The 16,481-nt window shown below is 59.5% G+C and carries 11 protein-coding genes and 1 tRNA gene; 6 read left to right on the top strand and 6 right to left on the bottom strand.

The window, feature by feature from the left end; genetic code table 11:
- Positions 1 to 11: 11 nt before the first annotated feature.
- Positions 12 to 896: a 4-hydroxy-tetrahydrodipicolinate synthase gene (gene dapA / locus ACIQJ2_RS17485; RefSeq protein ID WP_400667198.1), complete on the bottom strand. Its 885-nt coding sequence runs from the start codon at positions 894 to 896 to the stop codon at positions 12 to 14.
- A gap of 217 nt (positions 897 to 1,113) precedes the next feature.
- On the opposite strand from dapA, the gene ACIQJ2_RS17480 reads away from it, so the two are divergent.
- A complete protein-coding gene (locus ACIQJ2_RS17480) occupies positions 1,114 to 3,162 on the top strand; it encodes a transglycosylase SLT domain-containing protein (protein WP_400667200.1) in 2,049 nt (682 codons plus the stop codon).
- An 86-nt stretch (positions 3,163 to 3,248) separates the two neighbouring features.
- The gene (locus ACIQJ2_RS17475) at positions 3,249 to 4,142 is read left to right on the top strand and encodes an alpha/beta fold hydrolase (RefSeq protein ID WP_400667202.1); all 894 of its coding nucleotides are present in this window, start codon (positions 3,249 to 3,251) and stop codon (positions 4,140 to 4,142) included.
- 123 nt (positions 4,143 to 4,265) lie between these two features.
- Here ACIQJ2_RS17475 and ACIQJ2_RS17470 read toward each other — a convergent pair whose 3' ends face one another.
- The 5 genes from ACIQJ2_RS17470 to ACIQJ2_RS17450 form a co-directional block, all read right to left on the bottom strand.
- Positions 4,266 to 5,360, bottom strand: a complete 1,095-nt coding sequence (locus tag ACIQJ2_RS17470) for a porin (RefSeq protein ID WP_400667204.1) — start codon at positions 5,358 to 5,360, stop codon at positions 4,266 to 4,268.
- A 475-nt stretch (positions 5,361 to 5,835) separates the two neighbouring features.
- Complete coding sequence (locus ACIQJ2_RS17465) at positions 5,836 to 6,897, bottom strand: porin (RefSeq protein ID WP_199147372.1); 1,062 nt, start codon at positions 6,895 to 6,897, stop codon at positions 5,836 to 5,838.
- A 637-nt stretch (positions 6,898 to 7,534) separates the two neighbouring features.
- Positions 7,535 to 7,624, bottom strand: a tRNA-Ser gene (locus ACIQJ2_RS17460).
- 183 nt (positions 7,625 to 7,807) lie between these two features.
- Positions 7,808 to 9,025 (bottom strand): NAD(P)/FAD-dependent oxidoreductase, encoded by a 1,218-nt coding sequence (locus tag ACIQJ2_RS17455; RefSeq protein ID WP_400667206.1) that lies wholly within the window; start codon positions 9,023 to 9,025, stop codon positions 7,808 to 7,810.
- Between the two features lie 148 nt (positions 9,026 to 9,173).
- Positions 9,174 to 10,292 carry a Gfo/Idh/MocA family protein gene (locus ACIQJ2_RS17450; RefSeq protein WP_400667208.1) on the bottom strand — a complete coding sequence of 373 codons (1,119 nt, stop codon included), beginning with the start codon at positions 10,290 to 10,292 and terminating at the stop codon, positions 9,174 to 9,176.
- Between the two features lie 228 nt (positions 10,293 to 10,520).
- Here ACIQJ2_RS17450 and ACIQJ2_RS17445 point away from each other — a divergent pair, with 228 nt between their 5' ends.
- The 4 genes from ACIQJ2_RS17445 (at position 10,521) to iolE (ending at position 16,431) form a co-directional block, all read left to right on the top strand.
- Positions 10,521 to 11,393, top strand: coding sequence for a MurR/RpiR family transcriptional regulator (locus tag ACIQJ2_RS17445; RefSeq protein ID WP_199147378.1), 873 nt, complete (start codon positions 10,521 to 10,523; stop codon positions 11,391 to 11,393).
- A gap of 179 nt (positions 11,394 to 11,572) precedes the next feature.
- Entirely contained in the window at positions 11,573 to 13,507 is a 1,935-nt protein-coding gene (gene iolC, locus ACIQJ2_RS17440; protein ID WP_400667210.1) for a 5-dehydro-2-deoxygluconokinase, read from the top strand.
- A gap of 89 nt (positions 13,508 to 13,596) precedes the next feature.
- Positions 13,597 to 15,447 (top strand): 3D-(3,5/4)-trihydroxycyclohexane-1,2-dione acylhydrolase (decyclizing), encoded by a 1,851-nt coding sequence (gene iolD / locus ACIQJ2_RS17435; protein ID WP_400667212.1) that lies wholly within the window; start codon positions 13,597 to 13,599, stop codon positions 15,445 to 15,447.
- A gap of 66 nt (positions 15,448 to 15,513) precedes the next feature.
- Positions 15,514 to 16,431 carry a myo-inosose-2 dehydratase gene (iolE, locus tag ACIQJ2_RS17430; RefSeq protein ID WP_400667214.1) on the top strand — a complete coding sequence of 306 codons (918 nt, stop codon included), beginning with the start codon at positions 15,514 to 15,516 and terminating at the stop codon, positions 16,429 to 16,431.
- Positions 16,432 to 16,481 lie beyond the last annotated feature (50 nt).

Raw genomic sequence — 16,481 nt, 5'->3', positions numbered from 1 at the left:
TACAGTCAGCCTCAGTTCAGCAGGCCGGCATGGCGCATCGCCGCATCGATGGCTGCTTCCGTGCCCGGCTCCAGGGTCGACAATAGCGGCGAGCGGACATTGCGGCTCATGCGGCCGAGACGGGAAAGACCATATTTTGCACCGCAAAGACCAGGCTCAAGGAAAATCGCCTTGTGCAGCGGCATCAGGCGGTCCTGATATTCCAGCGCCTTGGCATAATCGCCGGCGAGCGTCGCAGCCTGGAACTCCGCGCAGAGGCGCGGCGCGATATTGGCCGTCACGGAAATACAGCCGATGCCGCCATGGGCATTGAAGCCAAGCGCGGTTGCATCCTCACCGGAGAGCTGGTGGAAATCGCGGCCGCAAGTGATGCGCTGCTCGGAAACCCGTTCGATCTTGCCGGTCGCATCCTTCACGCCGACAATGTTGCCATAGGCCTTGGCGAGTGCACCCATCGTCTCCGGCGTCATGTCCACGACGGAGCGGCCTGGAATATTGTAGATGTAAATCGGCACCTTCACCGCTTCGGCAACGGCAGCGAAATGGGCGTACAGACCCTTTTGCGTGGGCTTGTTGTAGTAGGGCGTGACCACCAGAACGGCATTGGCACCGACTTTTTCGGCGTGCTGGGCAAGCTCGATCGCTTCGCGCGTGTTGTTCGAGCCTGCGCCGGCCATGACGGGAACGCGCTTATTCGCCACTTCGATGCAAAGCTCGACGACGCGCTTGTGCTCGTCATGCGACAAGGTCGGCGATTCACCCGTCGTGCCCACGGGCACCAAGCCGCGGCTACCCTCTTTTATCTGCCACTCGACATGGGAGGCGAAAGAAGCCTCGTCAAACTTGCCGGCGTCAGTAAAGGGTGTAACAAGTGCGGGAATGGACCCCTGGAACATACAAGTCTCCTAGCGGCGCTGCCTTCATGCTTAAGCCGCAATCCATGGTTATGAATCCGCGCACCATAAAGCGCCGGCTTGACGGGGACAAGCGCGCTTTGATTGGTGAGGGGCAGTTTCCGATATGATAATTGATTGAAAGTCGGACCGCCGGTAAGGTTTCGTTAATATTACATTAGGCAAATGGAAAGGGCCTGATTGTTTTGTGAGTAGCCGGATGAAAAGACCTGTGATGATCTGGACCGCCGTAGGCTTGGCGGTCGCATGGGGCGCTTTTGCGTCTCAACCCTCCGGCCAGCAGACAACGAACCGCGCCGACGTCGCAATGTCGATGCCGGACCCTATGAACACGGCTTCTATACCGCGTGGCACCGCCATAGCCCCCCTCAGCGGCGACTTGAAGGCCGGTCTGGACGCACTCTCCAACAAGAACCCGATGCAGGCGCTCGCCATCCGCAACAGCATGCGCGAAGGCACGCTTGATCGCCACATTTTGACCTGGGCGATCGCGACTTCCGGCCAGCAAGGCATTCCTTCCGGCGAAATCGCTGCCGCGGCGCGCGAACTCGTCGGTTGGCCAGGCCTTGGCAGCCTCCGTGCGAACTCGGAGCGGGCGCTCTACGTCGAAAATCCGTCCACAGAACAAATTCTCGCCGCCTTCGGCAGCACCCAGCCGGAAACCGTGGAAGGCTCGGTAATCCTGTCGCGGGCGCTCGTTGCTCGCGGTTCCGCGTCGCAAGCTGCGAAACTGATCCGTAAGATTTGGCGCACCGAGGCGCTGGACAAGCCTTTCGAGGACAAGATCCTCGCTGAATTCTCAGCACTTTTGTCACCCGCCGATCATAAGGGGCGCATGGACTTTCTGCTTTACCGCGACCGTACTGCCCAGGCGAAACGCTTCGGCGACCTCGGGAAAGCGCAGTCGCTCTACAAGGCCTGGGCTGCGGTCAATGACCGTTCGAGCAAGGCCGATGGTTTGATTGCCGCGATCGACGCCCAATGGCGCAAGGATCCTGCCTATCTCTACATGCGCATCAAGAACCTACGCCGGCAGAACAGATATGACGATGCCGCCAACCTGCTCGGACAGATGCCACGGGATCGCGGCGTCCTCGTCAGCCCCGGCCAATGGTGGAATGAGCAACGTATCGTCAGCCGCGGGCTGGTGGATCAGGGCGACTTCAAGGATGCCTATCGCGTCGTCGACGCCAGCGTCGCGGAAAGCCCGCAGGATGTCGGAGAGGCCGAATTCCATGCCGGATGGTACGCCCTGCGCGGCCTTCAGGATGGCGCGAGTGCGTCGACCCATTTCCGCAAGATCCTGCAGGTGTCGAACGGACCGATCTCGCAATCGCGCGGCTGGTATTGGCTCGGTCGCGCAGCCGAAGCCGGCGGCCCCGGCAAGGCAGCGGATTTCTATGCCAAGGCAGCGTCCTATCCCAGCACCTTCTATGGCCAGCTTGCCGCCGAGAAGCTTGGCCGGCGGACGCTGAACGTCACCTATCCTGCCCCCTCGCCTGATGATCGTCAGCGCTTCCAGGCGCGCGAAGCGGTGCAGGCAATTTCGAGACTTGAAGCAGCCGGACATGGCTGGCGCGCGGAGGCGCTCTACCGGGCACTCGCGAGACAGCTCGACGGCCCCGGCGAAATCGCCTTGCTGGCCGCCCAGGCCGAACGCTCCGGCAACCATCAGCTCTCCCTGCAGATCGGCAAGATCGCCTATGGTCGTGGTGTCGACGTGGCAGCGCTCGCCTTCCCGATCGGCGTTATTCCGCAGAACGCCAATATCTCCGGCTCCGGCAAGGCGCTTGCCTATGCCATCGCTCGCCAGGAAAGCGCCTTCAATCCGGCAGCCGTCTCCTCGGCCAATGCCCGCGGCCTGCTGCAATTGCTACCCAAGACAGCCAAGGCCGTCGCCGTCCGGCACGGCATGGCCTATTCCGCCGAAAAGCTGACGCAGGATGCCGGCTACAACGCCACGCTTGGCGCCCACTATCTGGGCGAGCAGATCGACACGTTCGGCGGCTCCTACATCCTGACCTTCATCGCCTACAATGCCGGCCCCAACAAGGTTCCCGAATGGATCGCCCGCTATGGCGACCCACGCGGCAAGTCGCTCGACAACGTCATTGACTGGATAGAGCGTATCCCCTTCCCCGAGACACGCAACTATGTCCAGCGTGTCATGGAGAACTATCAGGTCTACAAGGCTCGGCTCGGGCAGAAGACCGATATCGTCAGCGATCTCGTCAACGGCCGCACCTAACCACGCCGGCTTGCGCGGCGCAGGTTGTGCAAGCCGGCGGATTGACGTTACATTTCTCGTGATATCCCAAGCACGAGGCATGATGCATGCGCAGCGATGATGAAAACGGCTTTCTTGCTCGTACGATAGCGGCCGAGGACGGCCTGAAGCTTTATGTTCGAGACTATACCGGCGACGAGCAGGCAACGCAGGCACGGCCGCCCATCATCTGCCTGCCAGGTCTGACCCGCAATTCGCGCGACTTCCACCAGTTGGCCATGCTCTTGGCTCATCATCCAGCAACGCCCTACAGGGTGCTCACGCTCGATGCGCGCGGGCGCGGCCGGTCCGAACGCGATGCGGACAAATCCCACTACAATCTCGTGGTCGAAACCCAGGACGTCATTAGCCTGTGCGCAGCGCTTCACATCCCGCAAGCCGTCTTCATCGGCACCTCACGCGGCGGCCTGGTCATGCATCTGCTCGCAGCCAGCCGTCCGGATCTTTTGAAAGCGGCCATTCTCAACGACATCGGACCGGTGCTTGAAAAGCCGGGCCTCATCGAAATCCGCGACTACCTCAATCGAGACCGGAAACCGGTCGACCGGGACGATGCCGTTGCCATTTTGCGAGAGAACCACGGAGCTGCATTCACCGCGCTCAGCGACGACGACTGGCGGGACATGGCCGCCGCGATCTATAGCTTCGGCGACGGCAAACCCGTGGCCGATTATGACCCGGCCATCGCCCAACAACTGCTATCGCTCGACCTTGAAGCGCCTCTTGCGGACCTGTGGCCGCAATTCGAGGCATTCGACGGCACTCCGCTGATGGTGATTCGCGGCGAAAACACCAAGCTGCTAAGCATCCGCACCGTCGAAGATATGGCGAACCGGCACCCGGGCACGGTTATCAAGCAGGTCGTTGGCCAGGGCCACGCCCCTCTCCTGCATCTCGGCGATATCCCGGAAGCCATTCTGAGCTTTCTCTCAGCGCCTTAAGGCGGCCCTCTCACCACTTGGACCGCGCATAATAAAAAAGGCCCGGTTGGGAAAACCGGGCCTGTCCTCTTCCGATCGGAGGTCAGATCGGAAAATTTGTCGACTTCGTATCGGCGTACCGAATTAGAAGCTGCGCTGGAAGCGGAGGATACCAGCCCACTGATCCTGGTTCACAGAATCGAAGTTGGTGTAGGTAACTTCCGGCTCGATGAGCAGGTTCTTAACCGGGTTCCACTTGACGTTCGTGGTTGCCTCGAAAATCTTGCTGTCGGTGTAGGCGAGCTGAACATTCCACTTCAGCTTTTCGTTGATCGGAACGCTGACGCCGCCCCAAACAGCCCAGTCACCCCAGCCGCAGAGATCGCCACGGCCGACCGGGCAAGCAGATGCGTTCAGGTTCGAACCGGCATACTGGTTCAGCTTCTTGCCGTCCGTGTTCCAGCCGCCCATCAAGAAGGCCTTGAAGACGCCGAAGTCGGCATCGATACGAGCCTTGACAGCGCCTTCTTCAACGATCGAGTCGTAACCGCCGACGACCTTGAAGCCGAAGTTGCCAGCCTTGTAGCCAACACCGGCAACAGCGTTCGGAGCGTAGTGGTTAGCCTTCGACTGAACCCAAGCGCCGCCGTAAGACGAAGCATCCGAACCAGAGTTGCTGTCTTCGAGCGAGACGACAGCCGTGAAGCCGTTGCCTGCATCGTAGTTGTAGGTCAACTGGTTGAGTTCGTACGGGCCGTCATAGATCACGTCGTCGTTGATGACGTCGCCAGCGTAACCCGTGTACAGGTTGTACTGCGAATCCTGCTTACCAACGAGGAAGCCGCCGAGGCTGATGTTAGCCCAGAGCAGCTTGGTGGTGGTGGCGTTGCCGTCGTTCCAGTCGAAACGGTAAACGGTGTTGGTCTTCAGCGGACCGTATTCGGTGTCCGATGCAGTGTCGATGCTCAGCTGAGCGCGGGTATGCCAGTACGTGCCGCGGTCGCCGCCGGGGCCTGGATTGTAGGCATTGTACCAGCCGCCTTCGGTACGGACCATGCCGCCGATCTTGAGGCAGGTTTCGGTGCCCGGAATGAAGAAGTAGCCAGCACCGTATGCGTCGCAGATGCGAACGTATTCCAGCGGCTCCGGCTCAGCGGCAACGATAGCGTCGGCTGCGTGAGCACCGGATACTGCTGCCAGCGCAGCAGCGGAGCCGAGAAGAAGGCTCTTGATGTTCATTAGAAACTCCAGTTTCAATATCAATTAGGTATGAGTCCTCACGCCGAGAAAAACGACGCGCCCCACCCCACCTAGATTTTCAAAGTTGACCCCTGATCTGGGAGAACCAAGACAACTAAGTCTTGCTTCCGATTTGGAACCTACAGATCGTTTTTTTCAGAGCAATATCAGATACAAACTATCGTCATTTATGACGCGCGTTTCAAAAGGTGCGTTGCACAAAAATCACGTCGCAAAACTGTCACAACATCGCCGCAGTTGAAGCGACGCTCTACTTCAGATTACCTTTAAAGAAGGCGCAACTTACAAGTTAATATTAAGAGAGAAAATTTCACAATCAAAAAGCGACCACGTTTCTCTTCCCAATACTCGAAAAGAAACACAACGGTTCACGTGCCATAGAAAAAGCCCGGCCAGAAGGCCGGGCTCTTCCTCACCGAAGTGAGAAATCTCAGATGACCGAAGTCAAATCAGATTAGAAGGTACGCTCAAAGCGGAGGATACCGGCCCACTGGTCTTCGTTGATCTTATCCCAGTTGGTGTAAGAAACTTCCGGCTCGATGAGCAGGTTCTTAACCGGGTTCCACTTGACGTTCGTGGTAGCGGCAAAGGTCTTGTTGTCGGTGTAGGCGAGCTGGAGGTTCCACTTCAGCTTTTCGTTGATCGGAACGCTTGCACCGCCCCAAACAGCCCAGTCACCCCAACCGATCGTAGCTGCATCGCCACCGCCGTTGGAACCGGCATACTTGTTGAGCTTGCTGCCATCGGTGTTCCAGCCGCCCATCAAGAAGGCCGAGAATGCGCCGAAGTCAGCGTCAACACGAGCCTTGATAGCGCCTTCTTCAACGATCGAGTCGTAACCGCCGACGACCTTGAATGCCCATGCACCGGACTTGAAGCCAACACCGGCGACAACGTCAGGAGCGTAGTGGTTGTGGCTGTCTTCGCCGTTAGCGCCGGTTGCACCTGCGCCGGAGTTGCTGTCTTCAACCGAGATCACAGCTGTGAAGCCGTTGCCGGCATCGTAGTTGTAGGTGATCTGGTTGAGTTCGTACGGGCCGTCATAGACCACGTCGTCGTTGATGACGTCGCCGGCGTAACCGGTGAAGACGTTGAACTGAGAGTCTTCCTTACCGACGAGGAAGCCACCGAGGCTGATGCTGGCGTGCAGCAGGTTGGTAGCCGTTGCGTTGCCGTCGTTCCAGTCCCAACGCAGTTCAGTGTTGGTCTTCAGCGGGCCGTATTCGGTGTCCGAAGCCGTCTGCAGACGCAGCTCAGCACGGGTGTGCCACTTGGTGCCGAAGTGAGTGTTCGGGTTGTAAGGGTCGTACCACTGACCTTCGGTACGAACCTTGCCGCCGATCTTGAGGCAGGTTTCGGTGCCCGGGATGAAGAAGTAACCAGCGCCGTATGCATCGCAGATGCGAACGTATTCGAGCGGCTCAGGCTCAGCAGCAACGATAGCGTCGGCTGCATGAGCGCCGGAAACTGCTGCAAGCGCAGCAGCGGAGCCGAGAAGAAGGCTCTTGATGTTCATATTGACCTCCAGTCAAAGTTTTTATCGAGAATAAGAACTACCCGAAGGTATTCCCTGTCCTATCCTCGCGTTTCAAGAAGTGGACGATCAATCGCCCTCGCTTCCGAGAGTGAAAATACAAGACGTGCTCTGTCACGCAATCGACATCTTCTCGGAAAGGGTGATTTGCGTAAGCCTTCCGTAAGCCCTGTTGCCGAAAGGACACAAAACGACAGCGGCGCGGCAATAGAGGTTTAGACTTCGTTAAGAAAATCCTTAATCTACGGGCACTTATACGGCGGCTCCAGATATTGCCCAAGAAACGGGATTCGGCCGCAACACAGCCATTGCGCTGCAAAACAAGGGATTCAGCGATGAATGGAGCGCCAGTTGTGCTCCTTGCCATACAAATCGGCAGTAGCAGCGCGCCCCAAGACCACTCACCTCACCGTCCCGAATCGATGCACCTACCCGGATGATTCTGTTTTGCCTCTCTCGAGATCGCACGACAGACGATGCTCGAGAGAGATAACGGCGCGACCAAGCAAGAGAATTTGAGGGGAATCGGTGAAGCGGAAGACCGCGCATCACAGGATGTGGTCAGACAGGTAGACCCAAACTCGATGTTGGGCGGCTGGCGACATGGCTGAGATTGAAATGGCGGAGAAGATGGGATTCGAACCCACGATACCATTTCTGGTATACTCCCTTAGCAGGGGAGCGCCTTCGACCACTCGGCCACCTCTCCGGTGCGGCCCTGATAGGGCCATTCATTTATCGACGCAAGCGCTTTTTCGCCTTCCCCACCTTCTTTCCTGGAATCGGCGATAGCCGGCTGCCGAATTCCCCAGGCTTTAGAGAGACGAAGCTGGCTTTCTGCTCTTGCGCATGTCGTGCCGCGAAACGCCACGACACTTTCGCGAGACATGCTTTAAGCCAGGAGCTGCTTGAGGTCTGCCGCCGGGTCCGAAAGAATCGCCCTGGACGGAGTAGTCCCTGCTTCCAGAAGCTTCTTGCCGGCCACATAGGCCTTTGCATCGTTTATGGCGTCGACGGCAATGAAGCGGCCCTGCTTGAAATACCAGACGGAGGCAGCGCCCTCACGCGCCCCGGGGCGCAGCAATGTCTCGTCATAGCCAAGATTGAAGCCGGCAATCTGCAGCTTCACGTCATATTGATCCGACCAGAACCACGGCTTCGGATCATAGGCCTTATCGCCGCCGGCAATGATCTCGGCTGCGGCGTCCGCCTGGTCGACGGCGTTCTGCACCGATTCGAGCCGGATTCGCGTGCCGTCCCACGGCAGTTCGACGCAATCGCCCATGGCGAAGATGGATGGATCGGAGGTACGGGCAAACGAATCGACAACAATGCCGTTGCCGACCTCCAGGCCTGCTTCCTTGGCGAGCCTGTCATTCGGAGCAACCCCGATACCCACCACGACGAAATCGACGTCGATTGTGGTTCCATCGGAAAGCTCGGCAGCGACGACATGACCGTTACGGCCGACGAGTTGCTTCAGGCCCGTCTTCTCGCGAATGACGACATCATGTTTCTGATGGATCGCTCGGAATATATCGGCGGTTTCCTTGGCCGCGACCCGCTGCAGGATACGCTCGCTCATTTCGATAAGGGTAACTTCAAGGCCGCGATGGCGCGCGACTGCTGCTGCCTCCAGGCCGATATACCCGCCGCCGATGATGAGGACCCGGCGGCCCGGGCGCATCTCTTCGGCAAGGAGATCGGCATCGCGCTTGTCACGAGCGACATACACGCCTTCCAGGGCGCCGCCGACGGAAGGCGGAAGGCGGCGCGGCGTGGAGCCGGTGGCCAGCGCCAGCGTCTCATACTCCAGCCTGGAACCATCCTGCGTGACAATCTGCTTCGCAATACGGTCGATCTGCTCGACCCATGTGGATAGACGGATCTCGACATTGTTGTCCGCGTACCATTGTTCCGGGCGGAACAGCAGCCGATCGAAACTCATCTCGCCGAGGAGATACTTTTTGGTCAGGGGCGGTCGCTGGTAGGGCAAGCTCTGCTCTGCACCCGCGATGGTGATAGGCCTTGAATCACCAAGCGCCCGCAATTTGGCTGCGAGCGCAAAACCCGCCTGCCCGGCCCCAACAATGACCAATCTGCCCGTCACGATCCGTTCTCCATATTGTTATTATATGGTGTGCCGCCAGCAAGAGGCAGGCAGGCACACCTATGGCCTCAGGGGTAACGCCTACATCTGTAAGCGTCAATCATGACTGACACTGCACCCCGGATCGGGAGAAAGTTAGGCCGAAGTACTATTGAGCGATCTCAATCCAGCGCCGCTCATGGAAGGACCGAGCCATGGCATGGACTGACTTCTCTATACGCAAGCCATCTGTGAAACCGACAACTGACGCAGCGTCACCGGAAATGGCGCGGATCAACTCGCGGCATTCGATGATCTTCAAATCGTTGAAGCCGAGACCGTGGCCCGGCGCCGGAATGAATCGGTCGTAGGGCTTGTGAGCTGGCGCGGCGAGCACCTTGCGGAAACCCTGTTCGCTATCCCTGCCGTCGGCCTGATAGAGTTCGAATTCGTTCATGCGCTCCTGATCATAAGAGATCGAGCCCTTGGAGCCGAATATCTGCAGAGCTATCCGCCCCTTGCGACCCCAGGCCGAGCGATTGGCCATGAGTACGGCGGAAACGCCGCCGCCAAGCCGCATCAGCACATTGGCGAGATCATGGTTCTCGACGGCACGGCTGCCGCCGTCCTTCAACGGGCGCTCGGCATAGGGCTTCACCATATCGGTGATGACGGCCTCCACATGTCCGAACAGAAACCAGAGTAACGAAAGCGGATGCACGGCGAAATCATCCAACGCACCGTAGCCGGAGGCAAGCTCGCTCTTCCAATAGAAGAGGCCGCTCGGATCGGCCATGAAATCCTCGTCCATTTCGACGCGAACGTGATTGACGACACCGATCGCGCCGTCCTCGATCAACGACTTGATGTGCCGCATGACCGGGTTCTGGATATAATTGTAACCGAGAATGGCGACCTTGCCGGAAGCCCTAGCCGCAGCGAGCATACGCTCGGCATCGTCAAAGGCCGGCGCCATGGGCTTTTCACACCAGACATGTTTGCCAGCCTCGAGAGCTGCAATGGCCATTTCGGGATGGAACTGATTGGGCGTGGTGACGGAGACGACATCGACCTCGGGATCGGCGATGAGGTCGCGCCAGTTGGCCGTCGCCTTCTCGAAGCCGAATTCATCGCCGCGCGCCTTTGCCAAATCGGCATTCGCTTCGGCCAGATGAACAAGGCGAGGTCGCGCCACATCACCGAATACGGTCTTGACCGCATTCCATGCCAGCGCATGGCATTTGCCCATATAGCCCGTACCGATCAGTCCAACGCCCAGTGGCTTCATCTGCCTGTTCTCCTCCGCTTCCACCCGAAGCGGAGCCATTTTTGGAATGTTTAGACCGTTTTGGCAAGCGTGCTCTCTTGCAAGCCATAGCCTTATTTCCGCCGAATGCGTGATTTTTCTTTTTAAATTATGCACTTAAAAATATTCGTGCCGAACAAATCGAAATCCGCTATCTTTGCGAATATGGAATACATATTCCATTACAGGGACGAAATGGCGGAAACAGGCATGGATAACGGTATCGATACGCAGACGAGGGTGCCGCGCGACTTCGAAAGTCTGCGCAGCAACATTATTGAGCGCAAGAACACCATGCCGAAGCGCCTTGCTCAGGTGGCCGCCTTCGCGCTTGGCAATCCCGACGAAATCGCCTTCGGCACGACGGCGAGTATCGCAGCTGCCGCCGAAGTCCAGCCTTCGACGCTGGTGCGCCTTGCTCACCACCTCGGCTATGACGGCTTTTCCGATCTGCAAAGCATTTTCCGCGAGCGGCTGCGCGACCGGACGCTGAGTTACGAAGAACGCCTGGTGACCCTCGAGCGCTCCGGGAGCGAAAATGAGGAAGCCAGCATTCTTTCCGGCTTCCTGTCCGCAGCAAGCCAATCGGTCAACAAGCTCGCTGCGACCATCGAAACGGAGACCTTCGCTAACGCGGTCGACGTGCTCGCGGCGGCCGAAACGATCTATCTCATAGCCAAGCGCCGCTCCTATCCGCTCACCGCGCATATGGCTTATGCCTTCTCGAAGCTGAACATACGTCATCAGATCGTCGCTTCACCGAACGGCATCGATGGCGAGATCGCTCGCTTTGCCACGCAAAAGGATGCCGCGATTGCCGCCAGCTTTTCCCCCTACGCCGCCGAAAGCCTAACGCACGCCCAGGATCTGGCTGCACGCAATGTACCTGTCATTGCCATCACCGATTCGGCCTTCTCGCCACTCACCGCCTGCGCCACACACTGGTTCGAGGTAGCCGAGACCGATTTCGCCGGGTTCCGCTCCATGTCGGCATCGATGGCATTGGCCATGGCCTTCCCCGTTGCCATTGCCGAGCGGCGACGAAAAGCTGCGGCAAAAGCCGACAAAACCAAAATGGAATAAATATTCCGAATTGACAAAAACTCGGAACCTATGTTTCATTACAACCAGGATAGCGGCGACAGAAAATGGCCAGCCAATCCACCGCAACCGGGACGATACGAATACCGGCACTTTCAATGACGCATGATCTCGGCGCAGGCTGAAGAGCAAAAGAGGTCATGCATGGACGGGAGGACATCATGGCACACGGCAATTCTGGCGCTGAGCCGGAGGCAAGACTCGATGTGATCACCATTGGACGATCCTCCGTCGATCTTTACGGTCAGCAGATCGGATCGAAGCTTGAGGATATCGCGTCCTTCGCCAAGTCCGTCGGTGGTTGTCCGGCCAACATCGCCGTCGGCACGGCGAGGCTCGGGCTGAAATCCGGCCTCATTACCCGCGTCGGCGATGAGCAGATGGGCCGTTTCATCCGTGAACAGACCGCGCGCGAAGGTGTCGCCGTCGATGGGATTGCAACGGACAAAGAGCGCCTGACGGCGCTCGTCCTTTTGGCGGTCGAGGCCGAAGGCGTCTCGCCGATGATCTTCTATCGCTCCGATTGCGCCGACATGGCGCTCGATGAAGGTGACATCGACGAGAACTTCATCAAGTCCTCGAACGCAGTCCTCGTCTCCGGCACGCATTTCTCCAAGCCCAATACCGAAGCGGCACAACGCAAGGCGATCCGCATTGCCAAGGCGAACGGCCGCAAGGTGATCTTCGATATCGATTACAGGCCGAATCTCTGGGGCCTTGCCGGCCATGCCGAAGGCTTCGAGCGCTATGTGAAGTCGGATCGCGTGTCCTCCAAGATGAAGGAGACGCTGCCGGATTGCGACCTGATCGTCGGAACGGAAGAAGAGATCATGATCGCATCGGGCGCAGACGACGTGCTCGGTGCGTTGAAGGAGATCCGCCGTCTCTCGTCCGCAGTCATCGTGCTCAAGCGCGGCGCTATGGGCTGCATCGTCTATGATGGCCCGATTTCCGACGATCTTGAAGCCGGTATCGTCGGTCAGGGTTTTCCGATCGAGGTGTTCAACGTTCTCGGCGCCGGCGATGCCTTCATGTCCGGCTTCCTGCGCGGCTATCTGCGCGGCGAGCCCTTGAAGACCTGCGCCACCTGGGCCAATGCCTGCGGCGCCTTTGCCGTTTCCCGCCTGCTCTGCTCGCCGGAATATCCGACGTGGGCCGAGCTCGACTTCTTCCTGAAGACCGGCAGCAAGCACCGCGCCCTGCGCAAGGACGAAGCGATCAACCATATTCACTGGGCAACGACCCGGCGCAGCGACGAAATTCCGCTGCTGATGGCGCTTGCCATCGACCATCGTTCGCAACTCGTCAGCGTCTGCGATGAGTTGGGCATCGGGCACGACAAGATAGTCGCTTTCAAGCGGCTTGCAGTCGAGGCGGCGGCACGGGTGGCTGACGGCCGGCCCGGCTATGGCATGCTGATCGACGAGCGTTTCGGCCGCGATGCCTTCTTCGATGCGGCAACGAAAAATTTCTCCTGGATCGGCCGCCCCGTCGAGCTGCCGGGATCGAAGCCGTTGAGATTCGAATTCAGCCAGGATATCGGCTCGCAGCTCGTCGAATGGCCGCTCAGCCATTGCATCAAGTGCCTGTGCTTCTATCATCCGGACGATCCGAAGGAGTTGAAGGCCGAGCAGCAGGAAAAGTTGCGGACGCTGTTCGAGGCGGCTCGCAAGGTTGGCCGCGAACTTTTGGTTGAAATCATCGCCAGCAAGAACGGTCCGCTGACGGACGATACGATCCCGACGGCGCTGGAAGAGCTTTATGCGCTCGGCATCAAGCCGGACTGGTGGAAGCTGGAGCCGCAGGAATCGACCGCTGCATGGAAAAAAATCGATGCCGTGATCGCCAAAAATGATCCATTGTGCCGGGGCATCGTGCTGCTCGGTCTGGAGGCGCCGGCAGAGGAGCTGATCCGCAGCTTCGAGGCGACGCTCGCTGCGCCATCGGTCAAGGGTTTCGCCGTCGGACGGACGATCTTCTCCGACGTAGCAAGGGCCTGGTTGTCGAGCGGGATTAACGACGAGGAAGCGATTGCCGACATGGCCGGCCGCTTCCGGCAATTGACGGCAGCGTGGCTCAAAACCCGCGGCCTGTGAAATTTCGGAGCAATTCCAGCAAAGGCACATAGCGGTTTTTCATCCGGAATTGCTTGAAACGAAGAGATACGGCATTTGGGAGGCGCCCGATGGGCAAGACGATCCGACTGACGATGGCACAGGCCGTCGCGCATTTCCTCAAGAAGCAGATGACCATCATCGATGGGCAGAAGCAGCCGATCTTCGGCGGCGTCTGGGCGATCTTCGGTCACGGCAACGTTGCCGGCATCGGCGAGGCGCTCTATCAGGTGCGCGAGGAATTGCCGACCTTCCGTGCTCACAATGAACAGGGCATGGCCCATGCTGCCATTGCTTTTGCCAAGGCGAGCTTCCGTCAGCGCTTCATGGCCTGCACGACGTCCATCGGCCCCGGTGCGCTGAACATGGTGACGGCTGCCGGCGTGGCGCATGTCAACCGTATCCCGGTCCTCTTGCTGCCCGGCGACGTTTTTGCCAATCGCGCGCCCGATCCGGTGCTGCAGCAGATTGAGGATTTCGGCGACGGCACCGTTTCCGCGAATGACGCCTTCCGTCCGGTCTCGCGCTACTTCGACCGCATCACTCGCCCGGAACAGATCATGACGGCGCTGAAGCGCGCGATGCAGGTGTTGACCGATCCCCTCGATTGCGGCCCGGTGACGCTTTCGCTCTGCCAGGATGTGCAGGCCGAAGCCTATGATTATCCGGAAAGCTTCTTTGACGAGCATGTCTGGACCCAGCGTCGCCCGCAGCCGGATGCCGACGAACTGGCCAATGCGATCGCGCTCATCCGCCGCTCGGAAAAGCCGGTCATTCTGGCCGGCGGCGGCGTGCTCTATTCGCAGGCAACCAAGGAACTCACGGCTTTCGCTGAAGCGCACGGCATCCCGGTGGTCGTGACGCAGGCCGGCAAGTCGGCCATCGACGAAAGGCATCCTCTGGCGCTCGGCTCGGTCGGCGTGACGGGCACCTCGGCGGCGAATGCCATTGCCGAGGACACCGATCTGGTGATCGCCGTCGGCACGCGCTGCCAGGATTTCACGACCGGCTCCTGGGCGCTGTTCAAGAACGAGAAGCTGGCCATGATCGGCCTCAATATCGCAGCCTATGACGCGCTCAAGCACAATAGTCACCCACTGGTGACGGATGCTCGAGAAGGTCTGAAGGCACTCGACGCCGGCCTTGCGGGCTGGCGCGCTCCGGCAGCGCTTGCCGAAAGGGCAGCGCAGGAAAAGAAGATCTGGATGGAAGCCGCCGCTCGGGCAATGGCGACCACGAATGCCGCCCTGCCCTCCGACGCCCAGGTAATCGGTGCGGTTGCACGGACCATCGGCGGCGAGAAGACCGTCGTGCTTTGCGCCGCTGGTGGCCTGCCCGGCGAGATGCACAAGCTCTGGCCGGCAACGGTGCCCGGCAGCTACCACATGGAATACGGCTTCTCCTGCATGGGCTATGAGATCGCCGGCGGCCTCGGCGCGAAGATGGCCCATCCGGAAAAGGACGTCGTCGTCATGGTCGGCGACGGCTCCTACATGATGCTGAATTCCGAGCTTGCGACTTCGGTCATGCTTGGTCTGAAGATCACCGTCGTGCTGCTCGACAACCGTGGCTATGGCTGCATCAACCGCCTGCAGATGGCGACGGGTGGAGCGAACTTCAACAACCTCCTGAAGGACTCGCGCTTCGAGGTGATGCCGGAGATCGACTTCCGGGCACATGCGGCCAGCATGGGCGCTATTGCCGTGAAGGTTTCCTCCATCGCCGAGCTGGAACAGGCGATCGAAGCGTCCAAGAAAAACGACCGCAGCTCGGTCATCGTCATCGACACCGACCCGCTGATCACCACGGACGAAGGGGGCCATTGGTGGGACGTCGCCGTTCCTGAGGTCAGCCCGCGCGCCGAGGTCAACAAGGCGCGCGCCGCTTACGAGAAGGCCCGCGCCGCCCAGCGCATCGGCTAACTGATGTCAGACACTTTTCCGGAGGAGCTGAGACGCTCCTCCGACACTATTTCAAGGAGACTATTGATGAAGGCCAAACTCGGCATGTCGCCCATCGCCTGGTGGAACGACGACCTTCCTGAGCTCAGCGACGACGTATCGCTGGAAGAGTGCCTGCGCCAGTCGCGCGGGGCCGGCTTCACCGGCATGGAACAGGGCCGGCGCTTCCCGAGCAATCCGGATGAAATGCTGCCGATCCTGCGCGCTGCCGACGTGACGCTTTGCGGCGGCTGGTTCTCCGGCACCCTCGTCAATGAGGAGCTTGCAGCCAACAAGGACCGCATCGCGCCGATGATCGAGCTGTTCAAGGCCGTCAACGCGCCTTGCATCGTTTATGGCGAAGTCGGTCGCTCGATCCAGGGCGACCGCTCCAAGCCGCTCGCCACCAAGCCGCGTCTTTCTGATGACGAGATGAAGGCCTATGCCCACCGCGTCACCGAGTTTGGCGAATGGTGCGCCGAACAGGGCATGCCGCTCTCCTACCACCATCACATGGCCGCTGTTGTCGAAACCGAACCGGAACTCGATGCTTTCATGCGCAATTCCGGCGCCGGTATTCCGCTGCTGCTCGATGCCGGCCATCTCGCCTTTGCCGGCGGCGACGTACTGCGCGCCATCGACAACCACCACGCCCGCATCAACCACGTCCATGTCAAGGATATCCGCAAGTCCGTCGTCGATGGGCTGGACCGCAGCCGCCAATCCTTCCTCGATGCCGTCGCGCTTGGTGCGTTCACAGTACCGGGCGACGGCTCGCTCGATTTCGGCGCCATCGTCAAGCGCTTCGCCGATTACGGCTATGAGGGCTGGTTCGTGGTCGAAGCCGAACAGGATCCGCGCAAGGCGCCGCCACAGAAGATGGCCGAGATCGGCCATGCCGAGCTGATGCGCGTCATGACGGCGGCAGGCTACACAGTGGAAACCGAAGGCTTTCCCAAGGGATAGCCAGAGCGTTTCCGCTTTTCTTCGAATCGCGAAACGCTCTAGCTCTTTGT

Source organism: Rhizobium sp. NPDC092011, assembly GCF_044756305.1.
GTDB lineage: Bacteria > Pseudomonadota > Alphaproteobacteria > Rhizobiales > Rhizobiaceae > Rhizobium.
This window is presented reverse-complemented; position numbering and strand designations above follow the sequence as displayed.